22 protein-coding genes are annotated in these 26,579 nt (G+C 56.0%); 19 read left to right on the top strand and 3 right to left on the bottom strand.

The window, feature by feature from the left end; genetic code table 11:
- The first annotated feature begins 35 nt into the window (after positions 1-35).
- The 11 genes from aroB to GT409_RS04860 all read left to right on the top strand — a co-directional run bounded on the left by aroB (position 36) and on the right by GT409_RS04860 (position 12,980).
- Positions 36-1,109: a 3-dehydroquinate synthase gene (aroB, locus tag GT409_RS04910; protein WP_160627497.1), complete on the top strand. Its 1,074-nt coding sequence runs from the start codon at positions 36-38 to the stop codon at positions 1,107-1,109.
- Positions 1,093-1,686, top strand: a complete 594-nt coding sequence (locus GT409_RS04905) for a hypothetical protein (RefSeq protein WP_160627495.1) — start codon at positions 1,093-1,095, stop codon at positions 1,684-1,686. Before aroB ends, GT409_RS04905 begins: the two co-directional genes overlap by 17 nt.
- A 1-nt stretch (position 1,687) precedes the next feature.
- Positions 1,688-2,806 carry a DNA-processing protein DprA gene (gene dprA, locus GT409_RS04900; RefSeq protein WP_160627493.1) on the top strand — a complete coding sequence of 373 codons (1,119 nt, stop codon included), beginning with the start codon at positions 1,688-1,690 and terminating at the stop codon, positions 2,804-2,806.
- A gap of 66 nt (positions 2,807-2,872) precedes the next feature.
- Complete coding sequence (topA, locus tag GT409_RS04895; RefSeq protein ID WP_160627491.1) at positions 2,873-5,341, top strand: type I DNA topoisomerase; 2,469 nt, start codon at positions 2,873-2,875, stop codon at positions 5,339-5,341.
- Positions 5,342-5,525: 184 nt separating this feature from the next.
- Positions 5,526-6,344 carry a KilA-N domain-containing protein gene (locus GT409_RS04890; RefSeq protein WP_160627489.1) on the top strand — a complete coding sequence of 273 codons (819 nt, stop codon included), beginning with the start codon at positions 5,526-5,528 and terminating at the stop codon, positions 6,342-6,344.
- Complete coding sequence (locus GT409_RS04885; RefSeq protein ID WP_160627487.1) at positions 6,344-7,285, top strand: tyrosine recombinase; 942 nt, start codon at positions 6,344-6,346, stop codon at positions 7,283-7,285. The genes GT409_RS04890 and GT409_RS04885 overlap by 1 nt, the downstream gene beginning before the upstream one ends.
- A gap of 55 nt (positions 7,286-7,340) precedes the next feature.
- Positions 7,341-8,612, top strand: a complete 1,272-nt coding sequence (locus GT409_RS04880) for a 3-deoxy-D-manno-octulosonic acid transferase (protein ID WP_160627485.1) — start codon at positions 7,341-7,343, stop codon at positions 8,610-8,612.
- 121 nt (positions 8,613-8,733) lie between these two features.
- Positions 8,734-10,497 (top strand): tail fiber domain-containing protein, encoded by a 1,764-nt coding sequence (locus tag GT409_RS04875; protein WP_160627483.1) that lies wholly within the window; start codon positions 8,734-8,736, stop codon positions 10,495-10,497.
- Positions 10,494-11,408: a hypothetical protein gene (locus GT409_RS04870; protein WP_160627481.1), complete on the top strand. Its 915-nt coding sequence runs from the start codon at positions 10,494-10,496 to the stop codon at positions 11,406-11,408. Before GT409_RS04875 ends, GT409_RS04870 begins: the two co-directional genes overlap by 4 nt.
- 81 nt (positions 11,409-11,489) lie before the next feature.
- On the top strand, positions 11,490-12,584 hold the full coding sequence (locus tag GT409_RS04865; protein WP_160627479.1) for a glycerate kinase: 1,095 nt from the start codon (positions 11,490-11,492) through the stop codon (positions 12,582-12,584).
- 54 nt (positions 12,585-12,638) lie between these two features.
- On the top strand, positions 12,639-12,980 hold the full coding sequence (locus GT409_RS04860) for a hypothetical protein (protein WP_160627477.1): 342 nt from the start codon (positions 12,639-12,641) through the stop codon (positions 12,978-12,980).
- A gap of 34 nt (positions 12,981-13,014) precedes the next feature.
- Here the strand turns inward: GT409_RS04860 and GT409_RS04855 are convergent, their stop codons facing one another.
- Positions 13,015-13,791 carry a site-2 protease family protein gene (locus GT409_RS04855; protein ID WP_160627475.1) on the bottom strand — a complete coding sequence of 259 codons (777 nt, stop codon included), beginning with the start codon at positions 13,789-13,791 and terminating at the stop codon, positions 13,015-13,017.
- A gap of 272 nt (positions 13,792-14,063) precedes the next feature.
- Between GT409_RS04855 and gap the strand changes: the two genes are divergently transcribed.
- The 3 genes from gap to GT409_RS04840 all read left to right on the top strand — a co-directional run bounded on the left by gap (position 14,064) and on the right by GT409_RS04840 (position 18,071).
- Positions 14,064-15,056, top strand: a complete 993-nt coding sequence (gene gap / locus GT409_RS04850) for a type I glyceraldehyde-3-phosphate dehydrogenase (RefSeq protein ID WP_160627473.1) — start codon at positions 14,064-14,066, stop codon at positions 15,054-15,056.
- 116 nt (positions 15,057-15,172) lie between these two features.
- Complete coding sequence (locus tag GT409_RS04845; RefSeq protein ID WP_160627470.1) at positions 15,173-16,843, top strand: AMP-dependent synthetase/ligase; 1,671 nt, start codon at positions 15,173-15,175, stop codon at positions 16,841-16,843.
- A gap of 16 nt (positions 16,844-16,859) precedes the next feature.
- Positions 16,860-18,071 carry an OmpP1/FadL family transporter gene (locus GT409_RS04840; protein WP_160627468.1) on the top strand — a complete coding sequence of 404 codons (1,212 nt, stop codon included), beginning with the start codon at positions 16,860-16,862 and terminating at the stop codon, positions 18,069-18,071.
- Here GT409_RS04840 and GT409_RS04835 read toward each other — a convergent pair.
- On the bottom strand, positions 18,068-19,018 hold the full coding sequence (locus tag GT409_RS04835) for a LacI family DNA-binding transcriptional regulator (RefSeq protein ID WP_160627466.1): 951 nt from the start codon (positions 19,016-19,018) through the stop codon (positions 18,068-18,070). The genes GT409_RS04840 and GT409_RS04835 overlap by 4 nt on opposite strands.
- 122 nt (positions 19,019-19,140) lie before the next feature.
- Between GT409_RS04835 and uxaC the strand changes: the two genes are divergently transcribed.
- The 5 genes from uxaC to GT409_RS04810 all read left to right on the top strand — a co-directional run bounded on the left by uxaC (position 19,141) and on the right by GT409_RS04810 (position 24,563).
- A complete protein-coding gene (gene uxaC / locus GT409_RS04830; RefSeq protein WP_233231613.1) occupies positions 19,141-20,568 on the top strand; it encodes a glucuronate isomerase in 1,428 nt (475 codons plus the stop codon).
- A 17-nt stretch (positions 20,569-20,585) separates the two neighbouring features.
- On the top strand, positions 20,586-21,401 hold the full coding sequence (locus GT409_RS04825; RefSeq protein WP_160627464.1) for an SDR family oxidoreductase: 816 nt from the start codon (positions 20,586-20,588) through the stop codon (positions 21,399-21,401).
- Positions 21,402-21,504: 103 nt separating this feature from the next.
- Positions 21,505-22,638: a substrate-binding domain-containing protein gene (locus GT409_RS04820; RefSeq protein WP_160627462.1), complete on the top strand. Its 1,134-nt coding sequence runs from the start codon at positions 21,505-21,507 to the stop codon at positions 22,636-22,638.
- Positions 22,639-22,727: 89 nt separating this feature from the next.
- On the top strand, positions 22,728-23,828 hold the full coding sequence (locus GT409_RS04815; RefSeq protein ID WP_160627460.1) for a sugar kinase: 1,101 nt from the start codon (positions 22,728-22,730) through the stop codon (positions 23,826-23,828).
- Positions 23,829-23,927: 99 nt separating this feature from the next.
- Entirely contained in the window at positions 23,928-24,563 is a 636-nt protein-coding gene (locus tag GT409_RS04810; protein ID WP_160627458.1) for a bifunctional 4-hydroxy-2-oxoglutarate aldolase/2-dehydro-3-deoxy-phosphogluconate aldolase, read from the top strand.
- Between the two features lie 115 nt (positions 24,564-24,678).
- On the opposite strand, the gene GT409_RS04805 is transcribed toward GT409_RS04810, so the two are convergent.
- Positions 24,679-26,472 (bottom strand): BCCT family transporter, encoded by a 1,794-nt coding sequence (locus tag GT409_RS04805; protein WP_160627456.1) that lies wholly within the window; start codon positions 26,470-26,472, stop codon positions 24,679-24,681.
- Between the last annotated feature and the right edge of the window lie 107 nt (positions 26,473-26,579).

Raw genomic sequence — 26,579 nt, 5'->3', positions numbered from 1 at the left:
AACCCTTGCGAGCCTTTGAGTAGCGTCCGAAGGCTATGACACACGACGTAACAGTAGACCTTGGCGACCGCTCTTATCCAATTCGCATCGGCTCAGACATTCTCGACAGTCTCGGAGCGGATTGCAAAGCTGCCGGGCTGACCGGCCGCTGCCTGATCGTTTCCGACGAAAACGTCGCGCCTCTCTACGCAGAGAACGTGTTCAAATCCCTGGAAAAAGCCGGTTTCTGCCCGGTTTCCGAGGTGCTTCCGGCGGGCGAACCGACCAAATGCCATGAACAGTTGCTGAATCTTTACGCCAAAGCCGCCGAAAACCGTCTTGACCGCAAATGTTTTATGGTTGCGCTCGGCGGCGGCGTCATCGGCGACCTGACCGGCTTCGCCGCCGCCAGCTGGCTGCGCGGCATCAAATTTGTACAGGTTCCGACGTCGCTGCTGGCGATGGTCGACAGCTCTGTCGGCGGCAAGACCGGCATCAACATCCCGGCCGGAAAAAACCTCGTCGGTGCCTTTCACCAGCCGGAGCTGGTGATGATCGACCTCGATACGCTCAAAACGCTGCCGGAGCGCGAATTTGCCGCCGGCATGAGCGAGGTTGCCAAATACGGCGTCATCTGGGACTCCCGCCTTTTCCAAACCTTGGAAAAATCACCGAACGATTTTCCAAACCTTGGAAAAATTATTTCCCGCTGCTGCGAGATCAAAGCCGAGGTGGTACGTCAGGACGAGCGCGAAGGCGGCCTGCGCGGTATTCTTAATTTCGGGCACACGCTGGCACATGCGATTGAGAATGTGGCCGGCTACGGACAATTTCTCCACGGCGAGGCCGTTGCAATCGGCATGGTGTATGCCGCACGCCTCTCGGTGGCTTTAAAGGGACTTTCGGTTGAAGAATCGGAACGCATCGAAAAACTGCTGGCTGCGCTGAAGCTGCCGGTCACCGCGCCGGGGCTGGTGTGGAGCGACCTGCGCAAGGCGATGGCGGTCGACAAGAAGACGGTCGGCGGCCTGCCGAAGTTTGTGCTGACGGACCGGATCGGCCATGTCGATTTCGGCTGTGAGCTTCCTGAAGAGCTGATGGAGGAGGTATGGGATGGCATCGGTCAATGAGTGGATCGTCCGGGAATATTTTGAAACTCTGGGGTTTTTTGTAATCCAGCCGAATAAGCATCAGGTGGTTGCCCGCCACAAACATGACGTCGAAGAAATCGACCTGCTGATTACCCGACCCGGTCAGGCGGGCGTGTTCAACTCCCCGAAAGAGGTCGTGTGGAACTCTGGAAATCTGGCGGATGTGCAGCGCGCGGTGGTCAGCATTCGCGGCTGGCATACCGACCGCTTCAGTCCTGCAACGCTCAGACAGAATCCGGAAATTTTCCGGTTTACGGAGCTTTCGGTGATTCAGGAAGCGCGTAAAATTCTCGGCCCGGGTTCGATTGTCAGAATCCTGTGCGTGTCCGATCTGACTGCCACGGCGGATCTGTATGATGAAACACTGGCGATGATGCGGAAAAACGGCGTAGATGGCGTTCTGTCGTTCCGAACGATGCTGCTGGAGCTGATCGATCATCTCGACACGGTCAAAAACTACGAAAAATCAGATTTGCTTCAGATTCTGCGCATTCTGAAAACCTACGATCTCCTGAAGGATTCGCAAATGGAACTGTTTGAGGGAAGAAAGAAATAAGATGACGGATCGTGAAGCGTATATTGCTCTGAACATGATGGAGGGGCTCGGGCCGATCAAGGTGCGGGCCCTGATCGATTTTCTGGGGTCGCCGCAGACGGTGTTTTCTGTCGATGGCGATGAGCTTCAGAAAGTTCGCGGAATCGGGGAAAAGCTGCGCTGTTCCATCCTTGAGCAGCGTACACAGATCGATCCGGCCGCCGAAGAGGAGCAGGCAGACGCGCTGGGCGTGCGCATTATTACGCCGCTCGACCGCGAATATCCGGAGGCCTTGAAAACGATTCATGACCCGCCGCTTGCGCTGTATGTTCGTGGGGCATTTTTGCCGGAAGATGATCATGCGCTTGGAGTTGTCGGCTCCCGCAAGGCGACTCACTACGGGCTGAATGTTGCTGACCGAATGGCATATCAGCTGGCGCAGACCGGCTTTACGGTGGTGAGCGGGCTGGCGCGCGGAATTGATACGGCGGCGCATACGGGCGCGCTGAAGGCGAAAGGGCGCACAATTGCCGTGCTCGGGGCGGCGATCGACCAGCTGTATCCGCCGGAAAATGCGGAACTGGCGGATGCCATAGCCGGAAGCGGCGGGGTGGTCAGTGAATATCCGCTGGGGCGGCAGGCGGATCGCCAGACGTTTCCATATCGCAATCGGATTATCAGCGGCCTTTCAATGGGCGTTTTAGTGGTGGAGGCAGGAGCCAAAAGCGGGTCGCTGCATACGGCCGATGCAGCACTCGAACAGGGACGGAGCGTTTTTGCGGTGCCGGGCCGAATCGACCATCCGGCAGCCAGGGGAACCAACCGTTTAATAAAAAACGGTGCGAAATTGGTGGACAATGTCGGCGATATATTAGAAGAGTTCGAACTTTTAATTCCTCCGGGAGTTTTGGGTGAGCAGGCAAAACAGCCCGCTGCGCGGCCGGAAATTCCGTTGTCGGAAGGAGAAAAAAAGCTGGTAGAGACCCTTTGGCAGGGCGCCCTGGATGTGGATTCACTGGCGCGCTGTTCCGGAATGACCAGCGCAGAGACCAGCGGGGTGCTCCTTGGGCTCGAAATGAAGCGCGTAGTGAACATTTTACCGGGTCGCAGGGTCGAACTGGCAGAAGATTTAAGAGAGTAGAGAAGATTCAAAGCGCAGACAGCACTCCGCTGCGCGCTTTGCTGAGTGGAATTTTAAGGAATAGACATGGCAAAAAAACTGGTCATTGTTGAGTCGCCGGCCAAGGCGAAGACAATTAATAAATATCTGGGCGACGATTATATTGTAAAAGCATCCATGGGGCATGTGCGCGACCTGCCACCGAAAAAACTCGGTGTGGATGTGGACAACCGGTTTACTCCGGAATATGTGAACACCACCGGCCGCGCCAAGGTGATTACGGAGCTCAAGGCCGCGGCAAAGAAATGTGACCATGTGTATCTCGCCCCCGACCCCGACCGCGAAGGGGAAGCCATCGCATGGCATCTGTTCGAGCTGCTCAAGGAATTTGTTCCGGAAGAAAACTTCAGCCGCGTCACTTACAACGAAATCACCAAATCTGCGATCGAAGAAGCCTTTGCCAATCCGTCGGAAATGGACATGAACCGCGTTAACTCGCAGCAGGCGCGCCGGGTGCTCGACCGTTTGGTCGGTTTCAAGGTCAGCCCGCTGCTGTGGAAGCAGATCAAGGGCGGTGTCAGCGCCGGGCGCGTGCAGTCCGTTGCTCTTCGCCTGGTTTGCGAACGCGAAAAAGAAATTCAGGAATTCAAGCCGGAAGAATACTGGGTATTGGGCGCCAATGTCCGCAAGCAGGTTGAGCCGCTGGATCCGTTCGTCGTCAAACTGGCGCGAATCAACGGGGAGAAAGCTGAAATCAAAGGCGGCGAGCAGGCAGAGAAGATCAGGGCCGAGCTGGAGGCCGGCAGCCTTCATGTCGCTCGTGTGATCGAAAAAACCATTCAGCGTAAAGCCCGCGCGCCGTTCATCACCTCCACCATTCAGCAGGCGGCATCCAGCGTCTGCGGGTTTGCTCCTTCGCGCACGATGCGCATTGCGCAGAGCCTGTATGAAAACGGATTGATCACCTACATGCGTACCGACTCATTCAACATTGCGAAAAGCGCGCAGGAAGAATGCGCCGCATTTGTTGCGTCCGAATACGGAGACGAATATCTGCCGAAAAAGCCGAACGTCTACAAAAGCAAAGGCGGCGCTCAGGAGGCTCATGAAGCCATCCGCCCGACCGATGTCTCTCAGACTCCGACATCCGTCAGCGGTCTCGAGAAGGACGAAGCCAAGCTCTACAAACTGGTCTGGGAACGGTTCGTAGCCAGCCAGATGGTCCCGGCAAAAATCGCCCGTCGTACAGCCGAGGTTGAAACCGACAGCGAAAACACCTATCTGTTCCGGGCCACCGCGTCCGAAGTGGCCTTCCCCGGTTATATGCGCGCCAGCGGTATCGAAAGCGCCGCCGACAAAAAGAAAGAGGGCGAAGAGGACGATGCAGAAACCAAACTGCCGCCGCTCAGCGAAGGTGAAAACCTCGACTGCATCGAATGGACCGGCGAGCAGAAATTTACCAAGCCGCCGGCCCGCTATTCTGAGCCGTCGCTCATCCGCGCTCTTGAAGAGAACGGAGTTGGACGTCCGTCCACATACGCCCAGACGCTTTCGACCATCGAAAAACGTGAATATGTGAATAAAGAAAAGCGGCAGCTCGTGCCGACCGAATCCGGCCTTCGTGTGAACGACTTCCTCGTCAGTTCGCTCGACCCGCTTTTTAACGTCAAGTTTACCGCCGAAATGGAGGAAAAGCTCGACAGGGTGGAAGAGGGAACGGTCGAATGGACCGATATGATGAGCTCCTTCTACAACCAGTTCCTCGAATGGCTGGAAGGCGCCAAAGATATGGCCGAGCCGGAGGAAACCGATGGTGTACTCAAAGCGCTCGAGCAGGTGAAAGAATGGGACGAGCCCGTCAAACGCGGCCGTCGTACCTATGACGACTCGGAAATCGTCAAATCTGTTCGCGAAAAATTCCAGGAAGACGGCAAAATTACAGCGCGTCAGCAACAGATGATTTTCCGCATGGCCTGCAAATACATTGAGCAGATGCCGCAGGAAATCATCAATGAGCTTAAACTCGAGAAACCGGAGGCTCCGCGCACCGAAACCGGTAAAAAAGTGGCATACCTCGAAGAAGTGGAGTTCGACGAGCCGCGCAAAGTGGGTCGCCGCACCTATGATGACGGGAAATTTGTAAAATCCCTCAAGCAGCAGGTTCAGAGCGGCAAGCGCCTTTCCGACCGTCAGGTCGCCGCGCTCGACTCGCTGCTGGTGAAATATTCCAAACAGATTCCCAATTTTGAGCAGGTCAAAGAGGACATGGGCCTCAAGGTGAAAGATGACGGCGAAGTCACCGGGGAAATCTCCCGCCTGATGGAACTGTGCAAATCGATTGAAACGTGGAACCCGCCGGTCAAACGCGGCAACCGTGAATTCAACGATCAGGACTTCTACAGCTCGCTTTCATCGCAGTTCGAAGCCAAAGGAACGCTTTCGCCCCGGCAGGTTGCCGCGATGAAAAAAATGATCGGTCGCTACGCCAGTCAGATTCCGACCTACGAAGCTGTGCGTGAAAGCCTCGGACTTCCCGTGCCGAAAGCGGCGAAATAAATTTCCAGGCATTGGAAAAAATCATCGTCGGGCTTCCAGGCATTGGAATTTTTCAGGTATAAATTTCCAATGTCTGGAACTGTTTGTAACGTCTCTATCTGGAAGGAGAGCTCCACGCTTCGAGGCAGTTGGTTTTGGTGAGCTGAACGGGTCGAAATCGACCCGTTTGGAGAAAAGAGGCGATATGGCTAAAATACAAAAGATCGACGTGATGGAGAGGATGGTTGCCGTTCAGAAGCTGCATCAGGATGATTATATCAGCATAACAGATATTGCCCGGCATAGAGATCAGGAGAGGAGCGACTACATTATCCAGAACTGGATGCGTAATCGGAATACAATTGAGTTTCTCGGAATCTGGGAGCAACTGAATAACCCGGATTTTAATTCCATCGAATTCGATGGAATTAGAAATCAGGCAGGGCTTAACAGCTTTTCGTTAACTCCCAAGCGCTGGATTTCATCTACAGGTGCGATTGGTATTGTTGCAAAAACAGGCCGTTACGGAGGAACCTTCGCTCACAAGGACATTGCTTTTGAATTTGCGTCGTGGGTGTCGGTGGAGTTCAAGCTCTACCTGATTAAAGAGTTCCAGCGATTGAAGGAGGATGAGCACAAGCAGCTGGGATGGGATATCCGACGCAATCTCGCCAAGATCAACTACCGCATTCATACCGATGCGGTTCAGGCGAATCTGATTCCGCCGGAGCTGACTCCGCAGCAGATCAGTTTTGTGTATGCCAATGAAGCGGATGTGCTGAATATGGCGCTGTTTGGTATGACGGCGAAGCAGTGGCGTGAAAATCATTCGGACGATAAAGGAAACATTCGTGACCACGCCAATGCTGCGCAGCTGGTTTGTCTCGCCAATCTTGAAAGCCTGAATGCTCTGTTTATTGCGGATGGAGTGGCGCGTGAAGAACGTTTGATGAAGCTCAACCAGACTGCCATTCAGCAAATGAAGATTCTCTTGGATGATTCGGGAGTCAAGCGGTTGAAGTAATGGATCCGTGCGTCGAACATTTTGTGAAGTATCTGGAAGGGGAACGGAATGCCTCCGGGCATACGATTTCCAACTACCTGATGGACATTAAGCAGTTCGTCGGGCTGACGTGGGGCGACGAGACGAAGCCGCCCTATAAGTGGAAAGAGGCCGACCGTTTTGCCGCCCGGAAGTTCCTGGTCTTCTTCCAGAAACTGGAAATGGCGCCGGCGACGACCGGCCGCAAACTTTCGGCGCTGCGTTCGTTCTACAAATTTCTGGTGCGCGAAGAGTATGTGGCGCTCAATCCTTTTTCCGGCCTGCAGCTTCCCAAAAAAGGAAGCTATCTGCCGGCGGTGCTTTCCATGAACGAGGTCGATCAGCTGCTGGCCGCTCCGCACGCAATGGCCAGGGGCACAGACAAGAAAAAGGTATTTGATGAATACGCTCCTGTGCGCGACACGGCCATTCTGGAAGTGCTCTACAGCACCGGCATGCGAGTCGGCGAGCTGGTCAGCATGAAAGAAGACCAGATCGATATTCTTTCCGGCATCATCAATGTTCTCGGAAAGGGCAAAAAGGAACGGCTTTGCCCGCTGGGCCGCCCGGCGGAAATCGCCATGCAGAACGCGCTGTCGATGCGTTCCGAGGTTTGGAACGAGCTGGGTCAGCAGGCGCGTTCGCGGGAGGTTGTTTTCCTGAATAAAAACGGCGGGCCGATTACCGCGCGCTCCATTGAGCGAATGGTGAAAAAATATGTGGCGTACTGCGGGCTTAAGCCGACCATCTCTCCGCACGCACTGCGCCACAGCTTTGCGACCCATCTGCTCGACAACGGCGCCGACCTGCGCAGCGTGCAGGAGCTGCTCGGCCATGCCAGCCTTTCAACAACCCAGATTTACACGCACGTTTCCATCGAAAAACTCAAGCGTGTTTACGAAGAGGCCCATCCGCGGGCATGACGGCGAACTTGAAACTTGAAAGTGGCGTCCTGAAACCCGAAACTCTCGCGTTTTTATGATCTGGTTTATTTACAATCTGGTGTTTCCTCTGGTGTTTCTGCTGATGCTGCCGAAATTCCTGACGCGCATGGCGCGGCGCGGCGGTTACAAAAAGCATTTCGAACAGCGGTTCGGTATTTATGGGCACGGAATAACCCGTCGACTGGAAGCGGGGCGCCACATCTGGATCCACGCCGTCAGCGTGGGTGAAATCAATATTGCGCTGAGTTTTATCGCGGCGTATCGCGGGCAGAATCCCGACGCACGGTTTGTGCTCAGCACCAATACATCGACGGCGCATGCCATTGGCGAGAAACGAATGGACCGCCGTGATGTGCTGATCTATTTCCCTCTGGATATGCCGTTCATCATGAAGAGAGCCTTTGGCGCTATCCATCCTCTCCAACTGATTCTGGTTGAATGTGAATTCTGGCCCAACCTGATTCGGCAGGCGCATCGGCGCGGCATTCCGGTCGCATTAATCAACGGACGTGTTTCCGATTCCTCATTTCGCGGCTATATGAAACTGCGCGGCTTCACGCGCCGGATTCTGGAACTGATCGATCCGATCTGTGTGCAGGGCAAACAGGATGCCGGGCGCATGCTTGCAATGGGGGCACGGCCCGAATCCGTTCATGCGCTCGGAACGGCCAAATATGATCTTCCGCCGCCCGCGCCGGATGCTGCGGTGCCGGCGCGCGCCGTTCTGAAACAGGCGGGTGTTCCGGATGATGCGTTCATCCTGCTCGGCGGTTCCACCTGGGACGGCGAAGAAGAGGTGCTTTGCAGAATCTATAAAACACTGCGCGAAAAATATCCGAACCTGTTTCTGGTTCTGGTTCCGCGCCACGCCGAGCGGCGCGAAAATGTGGCGGCCGCTATTGAGGGGCAGGGATTGACCTGCTCGCTTCGCTCCCGGGAAGCGTCAAAGGCCGACGTGCTGGTGATTGATACCACCGGTGAACTGATGGGCTTTTATGCCGCCGCCGATCTGGTATTTGTCGGCAAAAGCCTCACACAGCATGGAGGTCAGAACCCGATTGAACCGGCGCTGTTCGGAAAACCGATTGTGGTTGGCCCCAATATGGAAAATTTTCCGTCCGTCATGGACGACTTTCTGTCCGCCAATGCTTTGCGGCAGGTCGTGGATTTTCAAGCCTTGGAAAAAACGGTCGCAGAACTGCTGGCCGATTCCGGGGCTCGGAAAACGCTCGGCGCCTCCGCCGCCCGACTGGTCGAGTCCCGCAGGGGCGTTATGCAGGAAATGGTTCGAATGGTTGCAGGGTAAGTATTGTGATCAAGTAACTCATATATTTCTGTTTTTTTATATTGTTTGTGACCCTTAAATTCGTTTCCCTCCGTGAAGGGGGAAATGTGATGAAAATGGTCATAAAGTTTTTTTACTCGCCATGGCATCTGCCGGATACGGTCTGGCTCAGATAGGCAATACAACGTATGGAACCGGTGCCGGCAACAGTCTCTCGACCGGTGATTATGATACGCTGATTGGATATGAGGCGGGTCGTGTGCTCTCTGACGGACTCTACAATACGTTTATGGGATTTCATGCGGGACGTAACCAGACGACTTCGTCAGATAACACATTTATCGGGGCACTGGCCGGGAGGTCGAATGTCACAGGCTCAGACAATGTTTTTGTTGGTAAATGGGCCGGGCTGAATTCGACAGGAACCGACAATACATTTATTGGAACGGAGGCCGGAGCGGCCAATACCAGCGGTGGTGACAATACCTTTATTGGCGAGGAAGCCGGAACCTCGAATACGGAGGGATTTTGCAACACATTTGTTGGAGAAGATGCCGGCTATAGCAATACCATCGGCGATGATAATGTGGCGGTGGGCAAACAGGCGCTGCGCTCTTCGACAGAAGGAAAGTATAATACAGCGGTCGGGTCAGAGGCCGGCTGGGACCTTACGACTGCGATACGCAATACAATGGTTGGGAACAGCGCCGGAACGGATATCGGCGAGGGAACGGCCAACACGCTGATTGGTGACAATGCCGGTGCCGCGACGGAGAATGCAGACTTCAATACTTTTGTGGGAGTGCTTGCCGGGCATGATAACAACCGGGGGAGCAGTACAGTCAATGCCAACCGGAATACGGCGCTTGGGACATTGGCCGGTTATACCAACCGCGAAGGCGAAGACAATGTATGGATTGGCGCGTTCTCCGACTCAGGACAATGGCTTCCCGGCTATAATCACGACATGATTCTGAATGATCTGGCGGTCGGGACCCAGTGGATGCCGGCGATTTTCTCAGCCCGGGTAGGAGGCGACAGTACGATTTATCGCATCACCGTGATCGGCGGCTTTGCCAGTGCCGGCGAGGACGATTCGGTGGCCCTCGGTTACAATGCCCGGGCGGATGAGGTGAACAGTGTCGTCGTCGGCAGCGGGGCGTCCGGAACAGGACTGAATGACATCACCATCGGTACGTCTGCCTCGTCGACACACAGCGGCGCCATTACAATCGGTTATCAGGCGGTCAGTCATGGAGCAGATATTGCGGTCATCGGCAATGCGACAACTGCCGGATGGCATCCGGGCGCGGATGCTGTGACGTCTCTGGGGGCGACCAACTATCGCTTCAGTACCGTGTATTCTCAGAGTGCCGACATTCTTGCCGCGGCAGGGGCCGAGGCCGAGGTGAACCTGTGGGCAGACAACGGCGCCGTCAATGCCGATAAATGGAAAATAAGCGCCTCGGACGGCGGTCTGGAACTCGCCAGTTATGCAACCGGCGGCTATGTCTCAGGCATGTCCCTTTCAACCGATGGAAATATGATGGTTGCCGGTGACGTAACCGTTACTTCTGATCGGCGCCTCAAGCGCGATATCGAGTCCGTAGACAATGCGCTCGATATGGTTTCCCGGCTGGACGGGAAAACTTTCCGATGGAAAGAAGAATCCGGTCGGGATGAAAATCGTCATTACGGACTGATTGCGCAGGAGGTGGAGGCCGTGGTTCCGGAACTGGTCGCCCAAACGGATTCCCCGAGCGGTGAGCTGTCTGTGAACTATCAGGGAGCTGTTCCGATTCTGATCAATGCGGTGAAAGAACTCCGCGAGCAGAACCTGGAACTGGTTGCAGCGATTGATCAGCTGAAGCGGCAGATGACTGAGCTGCAGGAGAACCGCCGGTGAACATCCGCCAGGCATTTCAAATAAGCTCGCCGGCAGGCCTGTTCCTGTTTGTCGTTTTGGGAATCATCCCATGGACAGCCGACGGAGGAGTCCTGCGGGCGGCGGGCGGCACCGTGACTGTTAATGGAACGCTGACGGTCAGCAATCTTGTCGTGGAATCTGGAGCGGTCTTGATCGGGAACGGGACGGTCGATGGCGATGTGGAAGTGCAGGGCACAATCAATCCGGGCGCTTCCGGGGCGGGAAGTGTTGGTTCGCAGACCATCGTCGGTGACGTATTCTTCGCCGGAGGCAGTGTGTTCGAGGTCGATATCGCCTCAGCGACCAGTCTGGACCAGCTGAAAACCGGCGGAGCTGTCCGGGGAGTCTGCACTGTTGTTCCTGCGGCTGAGCCCGGAGTGATTCCACTTTGGCAGCCGATCTGCAACGGAGCGTTTTCCGGTGATTACAGCGGTTTCGTTCTGTCGAATCCGGCTCGCTGGGTTCTGGATGACTCCGGGACAGGGATGCTGTTTCTCACAGATGTCGTCGGAGACAGCGATTCCGATCAACTTCCGGATTATTGGGAAATGGCCTATTTTTCCGGGCGAACCAATGCGGATCCATCGGGTAATGCAGATTCAGACTCGTTGAGTAATCAGCAGGAGTACATCGCGGATACTGATCCGCTCGACGGGGGATCCTCTCTGGAGATCACCGACGTTTCTCATAACGGGAACACGGTCACCGTTGCCTGGAAAGGCGGCGTGGAATCTGTGCAGTATCTGGAAATCGCGAACGCTCTGTCCGGAACCGGGCCCATCTGGACGCGCATTTACACCAACCTGCCGCCCACGGCATCTTCTGAAAACTTCCAGCACGAAAGCGCTGCAAATCCGGTACAGTTTTATCGAATCCGGGCCGAACGCTGAGCTGGAAAAAAATCGGCAGACGGCACGGATCTCGCTAGAATCCCCAAGGAAAGACGACAGGGAAACGGGAGACTGGTGAGTATGAAAATAGTTCTGGCATTTGATTCGTTTAAAGGAAATATGACGGCACAGGACGCCTGCGAGATTGCGGCAAGAGGTATTCAATCGGTTCGGCCGGATGTTGAAACGGTGGTTCGGCCGATGGCCGATGGCGGTGAAGGCACTGCAGAGGCGCTGATGTCCGCGCTTGGTGGAGAATGGATTCCCATGACGGTGACCGGCCCGTTTCCGCATATGCGCGTTGAAGCAGGCTATGCATGGCTTCCGGAAACAAAGACCGCGGTGGTCGAAATGGCGAAGGCCAGCGGCTTGCCGCTGCTGAAGCCGGAAGTTCGCAATCCGGTTCATGCGACGACCTATGGCACCGGAGAGCTGATCAAGGCTGCGGCGGAAAAAGGTGCGCAGAAGATTCTGCTGACGGTCGGCGGCAGCGCGACTGTTGACGGTGGAATCGGCGCGGCCGAAGCGCTGGGCTGGAAAATTGTTCCAGGGGTTGGAATCACCGAGCCGCCGGCAGGGCTGAACCTGCCGGAAATGGATGTGCTGTGCGATGTGACCAATCCACTGTGCGGGCCGAACGGCGCTGCGTATGTGTATGGACCTCAGAAGGGGGCCACGCCGGAGCAGGTGAAAATGCTCGATTCAAAACTTTGGAAACTTTCGGAGACGGTTTTCCAGACCCTGGAAGTCCGAGGCGCCGAGCCGGGAGTTCCTCTGAGAGATCTGCCGGGCGCCGGCGCGGCCGGCGGGCTGGCTTTCGGTGCGGTGGCGTTTATGAACGGGAAACTGGTTCCCGGCATTGATACGGTGATGGAAACGTTGGGGCTGGCCGATGCGCTGAGAGGCGCGGACTGGGTCCTGACGGGGGAAGGCAAACTTGATATGCAGTCGGTGCAGGGTAAAGTGGTCGACGGTGTGCAGCGGCTGGCGAAGCGGGCCGGTGCAAGGACCGGTGTGATTGCCGGCTGTGTGCGGTTAACCGAGCCGGAGTGGCGCATTGCCGGCATTGACCGGGTGGCGACGCTTCAACCGGCGGGGATGAGTGTCGAGGAGTCGATTGCCCGCAGCCGGGATCTTCTGTTCGAAGAGGCGGCGACTTTTGCCGGCGGTTTGTAATTGTTGGTTGATCTTTCGTTAGTGTAGGGTTGACCTTTAATTAAGGAAACGCGCATGCCGTCAACGGACATCTATAATGTGAAGGATTCGCCCTGGGCTAACGCTCAGCAGGACAAACCGAGTCCCCGCAAACGCCGCCGCCGTCGAACCGAAAGCTTCGATGAGGTGATGAATAAAGACGTTTCCAAAACACATCGCCGGCGTCGAAGCAACAGAGGCTTTCGCCGGTTCCTTCATTTGATGAAAAAACCGGAGTTCAGTAAAAAGTTCTGGACGATTACCCTGTCTACATTCGGCGCGATTATGCTGATCCTGCTGATCTGGGACTGGTTTTTCCGTTATCCGGCCCCCGAAGCGGAATATTCCGGTGATGCCATCGAGATGGATCTGGATTAGTGGATCGCTGACAGCAGAACCGGCATATGCCGGTTTACTCCCAGTTCTTGAACAGGTCGTTGAAAAACTCGTTGGTTTTGTTTTTCCACTTTTTCCATGCGGGCTGAGCGTTGCGCGCATAGGGCGGCGGGCTGACGTGGATGTCGGCCTGCGGCTCAACGGTGAACCATTCCTGCTGCATATGCTGGGCGTAGATGGCGCGGTATTCCGCACCCGCCGCGTTGTAGATGAAAATGGCGATCAGGATCAGCATGAATTGCCCGTAGAACAATCCGAAGATGCCGAATGCAATGGCCATAAAGCGTCCGATCTTTGCCGCGAGTGCTGTGGCTCTGAGCCGTCCCATGCGCGGTGTCATGAAGGCGCGGAAGATCCGGCCTCCGTCCATCGGAAACGATGGCAGCAGGTTGAATAGGCAAAGCATCAGGTTGATGGCCGCCAGATTAAAAAAGAAGTAGCTGAAAATGCCGGTCATCATCAGCAGCCCGCAAATGAGGGACAGAATGAAGCTGGTCAAAGGGCCTGCGGCGGCCATCAGAAACTCATCCATGGGCCGTGTCGGGATGTGGCCCATTTTTGCGACGCCGCCGATCGGCAGCAGCATAATTTCGTGTACACGGCATCCTTTGCGGATAGCGACCCAGGAGTGACCGAGCTCATGCAGAGCAATACTGGCGAATACGCCGGCGGCGAGCATAATTCCGGGGAGACCGCGGGTGAATGCCACGAACAGCAGCACGATTACCAGCGTCAGGTGCATCCGGATCGGAATGCCCATCACGCGAGTTAAGTTATACGAACGTTTAATCATAAAAATCCTTTTAAGTCAGAAATAGCGGATGAATCGGCCTGCGAGTGACCGGGAATCCGAATGCCAGTCAGACGCTTCAGGGCAGAATGTGTTCAATAATCCATACCATTCGGAATTCCAATATCCCATTTCCTGACAGTCTCGGGGCTGGCGCGGGGGCTGTCAAGTTTCGCCTCGCAATGGATTGACGGGGTGAGGGGGTTTCGGTAGGGTTCGCGGAATTTTACTAAGCAAACAGCCCTCAGTCGGGGCTAACTATAAGGGAGAGAAGAATGGCTACAAAGATTGGTATTAACGGTTTTGGCCGTATCGGCCGCATGGTTTTCCGCGCGGCTGCAACCCGCGAAGACATCGAAGTTGTTGGTATTAACGACCTGCTCGACGTCGATTACCTCGCATACATGCTCAAATACGACTCCGTACACGGTCGTTTCGGCGGCACGGTTGAAGTCAAAGAAGGTGCACTCGTTGTTAACGGTAAAGAAATCCGCATCACTGCTGAGCGCGACCCGGCCAACCTGAAATGGGCTGACATCGGCGCTGAAGTGGTTGTTGAGTCCACCGGATTCTTCCTGACCGACGAAACCGCTCGCAAACACATCGAAGCCGGTGCAAAGAAAGTGGTTCTTTCCGCTCCGTCCAAAGACGCGACTCCGATGTTCGTCTGCGGTGTGAACACCGACAGCTACGCTGGCCAGGACATCGTGTCCAACGCATCCTGCACCACCAACTGCCTGGCTCCGATCGCCAAAGTCCTCAACGACAAATTCGGCATCGAAAAAGGTCTGATGACCACCGTTCACGCTGCTACCGCTACTCAGAAAACCGTTGACGGTCCTTCCATGAAAGACTGGCGCGGCGGCCGCGGTATCCTCGAGAACATCATCCCGTCCTCCACCGGTGCTGCTAAAGCGGTTGGTAAAGTGATTCCGGAACTCAACGGCAAACTGACCGGTATGGCCTTCCGCGTACCGACCTCCGACGTTTCTGTTGTTGACCTGACCGTCACCCTGAAAACAGAAACCACCTACGAAGACATCTGCGCTGCAATGAAAGCGGCTTCCGAAGGCGAACTCGCCGGCGTTCTCGGTTACACCGATGAGCCGCTCGTAGCGACTGACTTCCGCGACGAAGTCTGCACCTCCGTCTTCGACGCAGGCGCTGGAATCCAGCTCGACGGTACCTTCGTGAAAGTTGTTTCCTGGTACGACAACGAGTGGGGTTACTCCAACAAAGTGCTCGACCTGATCAAAGTGATCGTCTAATTGCTGACGAAACCTTGATTCAAAAGCCGCTCCGGTCTCGGGGCGGCTTTTTTTTGTGCGATTGTCTTTTCCGGCAAAATTCTTTTCAAATTTCCTCTTCACGTTAAAATGTAATAATGTCTAATACTATAAAAGACGTCCTGAATCGGGCACTGAAAGAGAGCGGCGGGCGTACGGCGCTTCGGTTTAAACGCAAAGGTGTTTGGTGCACGTACACCTACCGGGAGCTCCATGCGCGTGTCCGTCAGGTTTCCGAAATCTGCGCGACGGTTGGTGTGAAACCGGGTGATCGCGTGGCACTTTACCTCACGAATTCTCCGGAATGGTTCGAGATCTATTTCGGCATTGTCTGCATGGGTGCCATTGCCGTTCCGGTGGATGTGAAACTGCGTGAGCAGGAGGTTGGACACATTTTCCATGACTGTGGAGTGTCGGTTGTTTTTGCCTCCGCCGGAAGCGCGCCGGGGCTGAGTGAGCTTAAAGAATCCCTGCCCAACCTGCAGACCGCAGTGCTGCTGGACATTCCGCCCGAGTCGACTGTTTCCTCGGCCAACCTGACGGTTTTATCGTATGATGCTGCGCGCACAGGTCTTTCAGAGCTAAGTGCTTACGAGCAGCACGATCCGTTGCCGTCCGATCCCGCTTCGCTGATTTATACTTCCGGCACCACCGGCCGCCAGAAAGGAGCGGTGCTGACGCATCAGAATTTTGTCTCCAATGCCGCCAGCTGTCAGAAGGCAATTGATATTCATCCGACCGACAACTTTCTGCTGGTTCTTCCGCTGCACCACGCTTTTGCATTTACAACTTCACTGCTGATTCCCGTACTGGTCCAGTGCGAAGTCAGTCTGGTTGAACGGCTTAAAACCATCAAAGCCGATATGCGCGACACGTCGCCGACCATTCTGCTGGCGGTCCCGCTTCTTCTCGAAAAAATGCTCGCGCGCATGATGGACACAATCAGCAGAAAACCAACGGCCCGCCTGCTGTATAAGGCAGGTCTGGCCAAGCTGATCGGTCGCAGAATTCATCAGGAGCTGGGCGGCGCATTACGGCTGATTGTTTCCGGCGGTGCACCGATCGATCCTGATACGCTGCGGTCCTGGCAGAAGCTTGGCTTTGCCATTGTTGAGGGCTATGGAATCACTGAAACCGGTCCTGTGCTCTCTCTCAATCCGCCCGAAAAACCGCGGGTTGGAACCGTCGGGATTCCGCTCCCCGATGTTCAGATTCAAATCATCAATCCGGGTCCGGACGGGTCCGGAGAGATCATCATCAAAGGCCCGAATGTGATGCAGGGTTACTACAACAACCCGGAAGCCACTGCCGAAAGCCTGCGCGACGGCTGGTTCCATTCGGGCGATCTCGGCTTTTTTGATGAGGCCGGCTATCTCGTCATCAATGGCCGGCAGAAAAACCTGATTGTGAACCGTGAGGGAAAAAATATTTATCCCGAAGAGGTCGAGCAGCAGATCCATAAAAGCCCGGCTATTCTGGAGTGTCTGGTTCTGGGCTATCGGGAACCGGGCGAAAGCTCCGGCGAACGGGTGGGACTCATTGTGGTTCCCGATCAGGAATTTTTTGACACGATGGAAACAGAAACAGGCCGGCGCTTTTCCGAATCCGATATCGAACAGTTTGTGCGCGCGGAAGTGAGACAGGCCGTGCAGTCCCTTTCGGACTACAAGCGCCCGCGCTGCGTGCAGGTGCGTTTCGACGAGTTTGAAAAAACGACCACAGCGAAAATCAAACGCTATCTCTATGCGATTGATACCGTTTCGCTCTAAACTAAAAGGAAAGTTCATGATTAAGCGATGTTTGATGATGGCCGGTCTGCTGGCGGCCTCCGGTTCCGGTTTCGGTGCTGGATTCCAATTGTACACCGAAGGTTCCGCGGAGGCGCTGGGACAGGCCGGTGCAGTCAGCGGGTGCACCAACCTCACATCGCTGGCGTGGTACAACCCGGCCGCACTCGCCGGTTCAAAGAACACCCAGGTTATGGCAGGGAACACCTTCGCGCTGATCGACACTGACTTCAACAGCGCACTGAACCCGGCGCTCGACAGCGAGATGGAGCATCACTGGCGCAGTATTCCCCATTTTTACACGGTGCTGCCGGTCAGCGATAAACTGACAGGAATGCTTTCGGTAAATGCTCCGTATGGATTGGTGACGGAATGGAAGGACAGCTGGGCCGGGAGCCCCGCCGCCACCCGGACCGAACTCTCAACCATCTACACAACCCCGGCCCTGGCATTTAAATTAACCGACCGACTGTCGGTTGCCGCCGGTTTTAATGTGGTTTATGCAGAAGCCGATCTTCAGGCATACCGGGGGGCAGCGCTCGGCATGCGCAAGCTGACCGGCGACGACATTGGATATGGCGGAACCGCGTCTGCGCACTGGCAGGTCAATGACGACTGGGGCGTGGGTGCGCGTTATCAGTCCCGTGTAGAGCTGAAACTGGATGGAGATGTCGAATACGAAAACAATCCCGGCCTGGGAGGCAAGTTCGGCATGACCGGTAAAGTCACGCTTCCGTCTTCCGTGAACGTCGGCGTGGCCAACAGCTCATTTGAAAAGCTGCGCCTTGGGCTTGATGTGGTCTGGTCGGAATGGAGCACTTATGATGCGCTCGTTTATGTTTTCCCGACCAATCCCTATGAAGGTCCGGTGGAGTCCAATCCCAAACGTTGGAAAGATGTCTGGAGCGTGAGAATTGGTGGCGAGTATGACCTGACCGAAAACTGGGTATTGCGAGGCGGTTATGTCTGGGACGAATCACCGGTCGACAGCGCCACGCTTGCGCCGGAGCTTCCCGGCTCTGACCGTCACATGCTCACCACCGGAATCGGTTGGAAAGGCGAGCGTATCGGAATCGATCTGGCGTATTCATTCCTGTGGGCTGAAGATTGCTACACCGGCTCAGGAGTGGTCAGCTCTGTTCCCACATCGGCCGGCGAGTACGAAACCGAAACGCATCTCGTTGCCCTGTCCGCCAGCTACGAATTTTAAGAGGCGGATTGGCGGACAACAAGCTCCGGTTCAAGCGACAGTCTGGCCGGGGCTTTTTTCTGTACGACAGCGTCGACTGCCGCGACGGCCATAGCAGCGATCGGCTGGCGAATCGTGGTGATGCCCGGAATAAACTGGCGGGCCACAGCAATATCATCAAAGCCGGTAACGGCCGGGATGCGGTCTGTATGGCTTAGTGTATGCAGTACGCCCATTGCCACCTGGTCGGTTGCGCAGATGATTGCGTCGGTCCGTTGCGACAGTTGGTTGGCGGCATCCATCCCGGCCTGAAAGGCATCCTGTGCATCTGCCTCGATAAATTCAAAGTGCACGCCGGCCTTTTTGGCGGCCTGGGCGATGGCTTCGCGTCTCAGGCGGTGGGCAGTTAAAGCGGCTGCAATAAAGGCAAGATTTTCATGTCCACTTTGAATCAGATGAGAAACCAGCAATTCAGCGGAACGGTTTTCATCGATGGCGATGCGGACGCTGGGTTCGCTCGGCGCACCGTGTCCGATGCGCGCGACGGGCAGATGCTCAAAGTCACGGAGCCAGACAGCGTCGAGGTCGGTGCCGATCACAATCAGTCCGTCGAGGGCGTGCTTATGCAGGGGCTGCAGATCCTGTTCATCCGGCGTGCGGTTAAGAAACCCGGCCAGCATCAGGGAGTAGTCGTATTCGTGCGCCCGCATCTGGAGCTGCTCGATGATTGCGCCGAAAAAAGGATCTTTGAAATCGTAGACCACCACGCCGAAAGTGCGGGTGGATTTTCCTTTCAGGGCCAGCGCAGCCGCACTTGGCACATAGCCCATCTCCTGCGCAGTTTTGAGTACGCGTTCAATGGTTTCCGGGGCGATCCCGATTTCGGCTGCTTTTCCCGAAAGAACCCGGGAAACCAGTGCAATCGATACACCCAGTTTTTTTGCAATCTGTTTCTGACTGACGGCCATTCTTTCCTCTCAATTGTTTGAGATAAGCCTTTTCTGTCAAAAAAAGTCAAGTTTCGCCTTGAGAAAAGCATCCGAAATGTTTATCTCAAACAATTGAGATTCATTTTTGGGAGGAGCTGGCTTTGAAAAATTTCATGGATAAAAATTTTATGCTGCAGAGTGAAACGGCACAGATGCTGTATCACGACTATGCCGCGGACATGCCGATTTTTGACTATCACTGCCACCTGCCGCCGCAGGAGATCGCCGAAGACCGCAATTGGGATAATCTGGCCGAAATCTGGCTGGGCGGCGATCACTATAAATGGCGTGCCATGCGCACCAACGGCGTTAGCGAAAAGCTGGTGACCGGCGATGCCTCCTGGGAGGACAAATTTGCGGCGTGGGCGCAGACGGTTCCGTACACGATGCGCAACCCGCTCTATCACTGGACGCACCTCGAACTGCAGCGCTGTTTCGGCATCGACAAAGTCCTTTCCCCGGAAACCGCTGACGAAATTTACGGGTCCTGCTCGGCAATGCTCAAAAGGCCGGAGTTTTCCGCCCGAAGCCTGATGCAGAAAATGAAGGTCAAAGCGGTCTGCACCACCGACGACCCCGCCGACAGTCTGGAGCATCACATCAAAATCAGTGAAGACGGCTTTGACGTCAAAGTGCTGCCGACTTTCCGCCCGGACAAGGCGATGAATCTGGCTCCCGCCGGCTCCAACGCAGTTGGTTCCAATGGCTGGAAAAAATATATCCAGACCCTGGAAAAATCCGCGGGCATGGAGATTAAGGATTTTTCATCGCTGATCGAAGCGACCGACAAACGCCACGAATTTTTTCACTCTGTCGGCTGCCGCCTGTCCGACCACGGTGTTTCTTATGTGCCGGATGTGGACGCAACGCCCGCGGAGCTCGATGGCATTTTCGCCAAAGCGATGAGCGGCGCGGAAATCGCCCTCGAAGACCGCGAAAAGTTTGAGGCGGTATTCCTCTATGAAGTCGGCAAAATGAACCATGCCCGCGGGTGGGTGCAGCAGTTCCATGTCGGCGTGTTCCGCAATAACAACCGGCGCCTGTTTGCCAAGCTCGGTCCGGATACCGGATTCGATTCCGTGGCCGACTTCCGGCAGGGTCCGGGACTGGTTCGTCTGCTCGACCGCCTCGACAGCAGCGACCAGCTCGCTAAAAGTATCTTGTACAACATCAACCCCGGCGACAATGAACTGATGGCGACCCTGATCGGCTGCTATCAGGACGGCAGTTTTCCCGGCAAAATGCAGTTCGGCTCCGGCTGGTGGTTCCTTGACCAGAAAGATGGAATGGAAAAACAGATGAACGCGCTTTCCGCGCTCGGACTGCTCAGCCGTTTTGTCGGGATGCTCACCGACAGCCGTTCCTTCCTGTCCTATCCGCGCCACGAATATTTCCGGCGCATCCTCTGCAACCTGATCGGAACCGATGTTGAAAACGGCGAGCTGCCGAACGACATCCAATGGCTCGGTCAGATGGTGCAGGACATTAGCTTTAACAACGCCGAAAACTATTTCGGCATCGAACTTTAAACAACAAGGAGACTCCCATGAATGATCTGTTCAATATTCAGGATAAAGTAATCGCAATTACCGGAGCGGCCGGCGTGCTGGCCGGCGGAACCGCCAACTACCTGCAGTCGCAGGGCGCATACGTCGTTTACCTCGACCTGTTTCAGGACAAAGTGGATGCAGCTGTGGCCGAAGCCAAAAAGATTTCCGACAAGTGCTGCGGTTATGCCTGCAACGTACTCGACCAGGAAGCGCTCGACAGCGTTTACGAAAAAATCATGACCGATATCGGTCGCATCGACGTGCTCATCAACGGCGCGGGCGGCAACATGCCCGGCGCAACCATCGGCCCGGATCAGGATGTATTCGACCTTAAAATTGAAGACTACTCCAAAGTGCTGGACCTCAACCTAAAAGGTACGGTCATGCCGACCATGACCTTTGCCAAAGCCTTCAAAAAACAGGGCTTCGGCTGCGTCGTCAACTTTTCGTCCATGTCTGCCGCGCAGTGCCTGACCCGCGTGCTGGGCTACTCCAACGCAAAAGCCGCCATCGACAACTTCACCAAATGGATGGCCACCGAAATGGCCAATAAATACGGCGACAAAGTCCGCGTGGTTGCGCTGGCTCCCGGTTTCTTCGTCAGCCACCAGAACCGTGCGCTGCTGATCAACGAAGACGGCTCCTACACCGAGCGCGGACAGCAGGTGATCAATAAAACTCCGTTCAATCGTTTCGGCGAGCAGGACGAAGTGTACGGAACCATTCACTACCTGCTTTCCGACGCCGCTAAATTCGTCACCGGCGTCATTGTTCCGGTTGACGGCGGTTTCTCCGCTTTCACCGGCGTATAGTTTCCAGACATTGGAACGTTGTGCGGCCCGTTTTCCCAAGGGTTGGAAAGCGGGCCGTTTTCATCGGTTGCCCTTTTCGCATTACGTGGTATAAAGATTCGTTATGCGAAAGGGAAGTCGATTTAATATTGCGCTGGCGATGGACTACGCCAATCCGTTTGTGCGCGAGGCGGTGGCGGGCATTGCCCGCTACGGCTTCCAGCGCGGCGACTGGCGTTTTTATGCGCCGCACGGCGTTCCCGAGGTTCCGCTCGCCGATCTGAAAAGGTGGAAGGGGGACGGCGTGATCGGCATGCTCGATCGCACCGCGGTTTCCAACCTTCGGAAGCGCGGCATCGCCGCCGTGAACATTTTCGGCCGGTTTGCCGATCTGCCCGAAAGCTCGGTGGTGGTCGATAACCATGCGCTCGGCCGTATGGCCGCCGAATATCTGATCGGCAAAGGCATCCGGCGCTTTGCGATCACCGGCCGCAAAATGTTTGGTGATTCCACGCTGAAATATGAGGGCTACATCTCCGCGCTGGCCGATCAGGGTTTCCAATGTCTGGAACTCAAATCGCGGCAGGCGGTGAGCTCCATCGACGCGCAGCTTCAGAAGATTGACGGCGAGGGGCCGGTCGGCATCCTGGCCACGGAAGATCCGGTTGGACGCACCGTCATCAATGCCTGCATCGACGTGGGCCTGCGCGTTCCGGAAGACGTGGCGGTGCTCGGCATCAACAACGATTCATTTGCCTGTGAGATGCTTTTCCCTCAGATGTCGAGCATTGAGCTCGGCGCCGAGAGGATCGGCTGGGAGGCGGCGCAGAGGCTCGAGCACCTGATGGCCGGAGGCGCGGCTCCAAAGGAGCCGACCTGCATTTTCCCTGAAAAAATTGTGGAGCGCCATTCAACCGACCTGACTGCAGTAAGCGACAAAGCCGTGGCCGCCGCGCTGCGCTTTATCCGCGAGAACGCGCATCGGCCGGTGCAGGTGGACGATGTGGCCCGCGCGGCGCATGTCGGGCGGCGCACGCTCGAAAACCGTTTCCGCAATCTGCTGCAGGTTTCGGTGCACGATGCGATCCGCCGGGAGCGGATTCAGCGCGCCTGTCGGCTGCTCAAGGAGACGGACATGCTGGTGGAGGTGCTGTCTGAATCCTGCGGCTATGCAACGCGCGAGCGCTTTAATCAGGCCTTTCGCAAGGAGACCGGCACGACGCCGTCGGCCTACCGGCAGAAATTCCGGTTTGCGTAAAACAGCCGGATATATGCGTAAAACACGTATTCACAATTTTTGAATCTGCGCTACACTGTCTGACGGTTTTACACAAGGAGGACAGGTTCATGAGTGCGATTCAGGTTCGACCGGCGGACGAATGCCGTTACGATATTCTCTCTCTCGGCGAAGTGATGCTTCGTCTCGATCCCGGCGAAGGCCGGATCCGTACCGCCCGCAGCTTCCGTGCATGGGAAGGCGGCGGCGAATACAACGTGGCGCGCGGACTGCGCCGCTGCTTCGGCCAGCGCGCGGCCGTGGTGACTGCGTTTGCGAAGAACGAGGTCGGCCTGCTGATGGAGGATTTTATCCTGCAGGGCGGCGTGGATACATCGCTCATCAAATGGGCGGAAACTGATGGGATCGGCCGCACGGTTCGCAACGGTCTTAATTTTACTGAGCGCGGCTTCGGCATTCGCGGTGCCGTCGGCTGCTCCGACCGCGGCAACACCGCCGCTTCGCAGCTCAAGCCCGGCGACATCGACTGGGAGTACATCTTTGGAACACTCGGCGTGCGCTGGTTCCACACCGGCGGCATTTTTGCGGCGCTGTCTGAAACCACGGGTCCTGTGGTGATCGAGGCCGCCAGGACCGCCAAAAAATACGGAACCGTTGTTTCCTACGATCTCAATTACCGTCCGTCGCTTTGGAAAGGATTCGGCGGTCTGAAAAAATGCCGGGAAATCAACCGCGAAATCGCCAGGTATGTGGATGTGATGATCGGCAACGAAGAGGACTTCACCGCCTGTCTCGGTTTTGAAATCGAAGGCGCTGACGAAAACCTCACCGATCTCGAGGTGGCGTCTTTCCAGAAGATGATTGCGACAGCGATCAGAGAATTTCCAAACTTCAAGGCAACAGCCACCACGATGCGCGGCGTGAAAACGGCGACCGTCAACGACTGGGGCGCGATGAGCTGGTGCAATGGCGAGTTCTACACGGCAACGCACCGCCCGGATCTCGAAATCATGGATCGTGTCGGCGGCGGCGACAGCTTTGCCTCCGGTTTCATTTACGGATTGATGGAGCTGGGCGATCCACAGAAAGCCGTTGAGTACGGTGCTGCACACGGCGCGCTCGCGATGACCACCCCGGGCGACACCACCATGGCTTCGCTCGCTGAAGTGGAAAAAATCGTCGCCGGCGCCGGTGCCCGCGTTGACCGATAGAGATTAATTAGCCACGAAAGAACGCAAAAATCACAAAAGAATCTCGTCTTTGTTTTCTTTGTGTTTTTTTGTGGCGATTCAAAAATCAGGAGAATTGAGATGTTAAATGAATTGCTGAAGAGACCGGTGATTCCGGTGATTGTGATTGAAGATGCCAACGACGCCGAGCCGCTGGCAGAAGCGCTGCTCAAGGGCGGCATGGATGTGATTGAAGTGACCTGCCGCACGGCCGCCGCCCCGGAAGCGCTGGCGCGCATCAAAAAGTCCTTCCCGGGAATGCTGCTGGGGGCCGGGACGGTGGTGACGCCGGATCAGGCCAAAATGTGTATCGACACCGGTGTGAGCTTCGGCCTCGCTCCGGGATTGAATCCCGATACCGTCAAATTCTTCCAGGACCACAGCACGCTGTTTATTCCCGGCGTGATGACTCCGTCGGAAATCGAAAAGGGGCTGTCGCTTGGTCTGAAAATGCTGAAGTTTTTTCCGGCCGGTGCAGCGGGCGGTGTGAATATGCTCAAAAACCTGGCGGCTCCGTACGGCCCGCTCGGCGTCAAATTCTGCCCGACCGGCGGCGTGAACCTCGACAACATGCAGGAATGGCTGTCGCAGCCGGTCGTCAGCGCGATCGGCGGATCGTGGCTCGCCACTAAACAGCAGATCGCCGATAAGCAGTGGGATGTGATCACCGATCAGGTGAAAGCCGCCCTCGCTAAAGCTGCCGAGCTGGCAGACTGAGCCTGCACCCAGCTTTTCCAGAATCTGGAAGTCGGAAGTTCCGACGGCCCGCGACTAAAGCCGGAGTTTCCAATGTTTGGAAAACTCCGGCTTTTTTGGTTCGGGGCAGCGGTTGTTAGCTGTCGTTTTTTTCCTGGTCGGCCTGGGCTTCGGCGATGGCTTCGTCTACGTGATGTTTGGTGACAACCTGCCGGAGTTCTTTTTCGACGGCGCGTTCTACATAGAGTTCCTGCGAGAGTCCTTTGTAGAGCGCGTACACGATGAACAGCAGGACCATGGTAAAGGGGAGTCCCGTGGTGATGGCCGCGGTCTGCAGTGTTTTGAGTCCGCCGCCCATCAGCAGGACGGCCGCGACGATGCCTTCCATGACGGCCCAGAAGACGCGCTGCGGGACCGGGGAGTCGAGTTTGCCGCCTGAGGTCAGATGGTCAACCACGAGCGATCCGGAGTCCGAGGAGGTGACGAAGAAGACCACGACGAGAATGATGGCCGCAAAGGACAGGACGGGGGTCATGGGGAAGGATTTCATCATTTCGAACATGGCGGTGGCGACGTTTTCTTTGACTGCGGCGGCGAGGTCCGTTCCGCCGGACTGCAGCGACAGGGCTGACCCACCGAACACGGACATCCAGATGAATGAGAGCAGTGTGGGAACGAGCATGACGCCGAGGACGAATTCGCGCACGGTTCGTCCTTTGGATACGCGGGCAATGAACATGCCGACGAAGGGTGACCACGAGATCCACCACGCCCAGTAGAATACGGTCCAGCTGCCCTGCCAGTTGGTGTCGCGGAAGGTTTCAGTCCACAGGCTGAGTTCCGGCAGGTTTTTAAGGTAGAACCCAAGGCTCTGGGTGAATCCGCTCAGGATGTACACGGTCGGCCCGACGATCAGTACAAACAGCATGAACAGCCCGGCCAGGCCCATGTTGAGTTCGCTCAGGCGTTTGACACCGCTGTCGAGGCCCGCCACGACGGACAGGGTTGCAAAGGCAGTGATGATCGCGATGAGGATCATCTGTACCGTCGGGCTGATGCTGATGCCGAACATATAGTTGAGCCCGGCGTTGACCTGCGAGACGCCGAGGCCCAGCGAGGTGGCCAGCCCGACGAGCGTGGCCAGCACGGAGAGCACATCAATCAGGTTTCCCCAGAAGCCGTAGATGCGGTCGCCGAGCACGGGGTGAAAAATGGAGCGGATGGTCAGCGGCAGGCCGCGGTTGTAGGCAAAGAAGGCGAGGCCCAGCGCCACGATGGAATAGATGGCCCAGGGGTGCAGCCCCCAGTGGAAAAAGGTGACGGCCATGGCGGCCTGTGCGGCTTCCGGTGTCTGGCCTTCGATGCCGCTGAACATGGGCGAGGGTGACAGGTAGTGATACATCGGTTCGCCGACGCTCCAGAACATCAGGCCGATTCCCATGCCGGCGCTGAGAAGCATGGCAAACCAGGCCAGACGCGTAAATTCGGGCATGGCGTCTTTCCCGCCGATGCGAATGCTGCCCAGCGGGCCGAAGGCAAACGCCAGCGCCGCAATGATGAACACGTTGGCTCCCAGAATGAAAAACCAGCCGAAGGTGTTGGACGTCCACTCCAGTGCTGTTTCGGTCAGCTGAGCGGCCTGATCCTTGAACATGAGAGTCAGAATAATGAAAACCGCCAGAACCACGACGGAGGCAAAGGTGACGTGCGGGTGCAGGTCAAAACCGTAACCGACCCAGTTATCGTCGCCGGGTTCTTTGGTTTCCCCTTCGTCGAACAGCGACGCGGTGGGGCGGATCTGCAGGCCGAAAAAGGAGTCGCGCTCTTTGATGGCCCGTTCGCGGGCGGCGCGTTCCGCCTTTTTCAGTTTTTGAGCAAGGGTGCGTTTGGTGCGGGCCTCTTCCGGGTTGGTTTCATGACCTTTTTTCATTGGGGTCTCCATGCTCTGTATTTTTTAACGCGAAGCGGCTCGTTTAATTGGGCTGTTCCCAATAATACCGTGAAAAAAGAAACGCCGGAAGTTCCAATGTTTGGAAC

The sequence above is a fragment of the Tichowtungia aerotolerans genome (genome assembly GCF_009905215.1).
Lineage (GTDB): Bacteria > Verrucomicrobiota > Kiritimatiellia > Kiritimatiellales > Tichowtungiaceae > Tichowtungia > Tichowtungia aerotolerans.
This window is presented reverse-complemented; position numbering and strand designations above follow the sequence as displayed.

Excerpts from the sequence above, each read along its gene's own strand:
- aroB (WP_160627497.1), top strand. The coding sequence starts at position 36 with ATGACACACGACGTAACAGTAGACCTTGGCGACCGCTCTTATCCAATT.
- GT409_RS04905 (WP_160627495.1), top strand. The coding sequence starts at position 1,093 with ATGGCATCGGTCAATGAGTGGATCGTCCGGGAATATTTTGAAACTCTG.
- dprA (WP_160627493.1), top strand. The coding sequence starts at position 1,688 with ATGACGGATCGTGAAGCGTATATTGCTCTGAACATGATGGAGGGGCTC.
- topA (WP_160627491.1), top strand. The coding sequence starts at position 2,873 with ATGGCAAAAAAACTGGTCATTGTTGAGTCGCCGGCCAAGGCGAAGACA.
- GT409_RS04890 (WP_160627489.1), top strand. The coding sequence starts at position 5,526 with ATGGCTAAAATACAAAAGATCGACGTGATGGAGAGGATGGTTGCCGTT.
- GT409_RS04885 (WP_160627487.1), top strand. The coding sequence starts at position 6,344 with ATGGATCCGTGCGTCGAACATTTTGTGAAGTATCTGGAAGGGGAACGG.
- GT409_RS04880 (WP_160627485.1), top strand. The coding sequence starts at position 7,341 with ATGATCTGGTTTATTTACAATCTGGTGTTTCCTCTGGTGTTTCTGCTG.
- GT409_RS04875 (WP_160627483.1), top strand. The coding sequence starts at position 8,734 with ATGGCATCTGCCGGATACGGTCTGGCTCAGATAGGCAATACAACGTAT.
- GT409_RS04865 (WP_160627479.1), top strand. The coding sequence starts at position 11,490 with ATGAAAATAGTTCTGGCATTTGATTCGTTTAAAGGAAATATGACGGCA.
- GT409_RS04860 (WP_160627477.1), top strand. The coding sequence starts at position 12,639 with ATGCCGTCAACGGACATCTATAATGTGAAGGATTCGCCCTGGGCTAAC.
- GT409_RS04855 (WP_160627475.1), bottom strand. The coding sequence starts at position 13,791 with ATGATTAAACGTTCGTATAACTTAACTCGCGTGATGGGCATTCCGATC.
- gap (WP_160627473.1), top strand. The coding sequence starts at position 14,064 with ATGGCTACAAAGATTGGTATTAACGGTTTTGGCCGTATCGGCCGCATG.
- GT409_RS04845 (WP_160627470.1), top strand. The coding sequence starts at position 15,173 with ATGTCTAATACTATAAAAGACGTCCTGAATCGGGCACTGAAAGAGAGC.
- GT409_RS04840 (WP_160627468.1), top strand. The coding sequence starts at position 16,860 with ATGATTAAGCGATGTTTGATGATGGCCGGTCTGCTGGCGGCCTCCGGT.
- GT409_RS04835 (WP_160627466.1), bottom strand. The coding sequence starts at position 19,018 with ATGGCCGTCAGTCAGAAACAGATTGCAAAAAAACTGGGTGTATCGATT.
- GT409_RS04825 (WP_160627464.1), top strand. The coding sequence starts at position 20,586 with ATGAATGATCTGTTCAATATTCAGGATAAAGTAATCGCAATTACCGGA.
- GT409_RS04820 (WP_160627462.1), top strand. The coding sequence starts at position 21,505 with ATGCGAAAGGGAAGTCGATTTAATATTGCGCTGGCGATGGACTACGCC.
- GT409_RS04815 (WP_160627460.1), top strand. The coding sequence starts at position 22,728 with ATGAGTGCGATTCAGGTTCGACCGGCGGACGAATGCCGTTACGATATT.
- GT409_RS04810 (WP_160627458.1), top strand. The coding sequence starts at position 23,928 with ATGTTAAATGAATTGCTGAAGAGACCGGTGATTCCGGTGATTGTGATT.
- GT409_RS04805 (WP_160627456.1), bottom strand. The coding sequence starts at position 26,472 with ATGAAAAAAGGTCATGAAACCAACCCGGAAGAGGCCCGCACCAAACGC.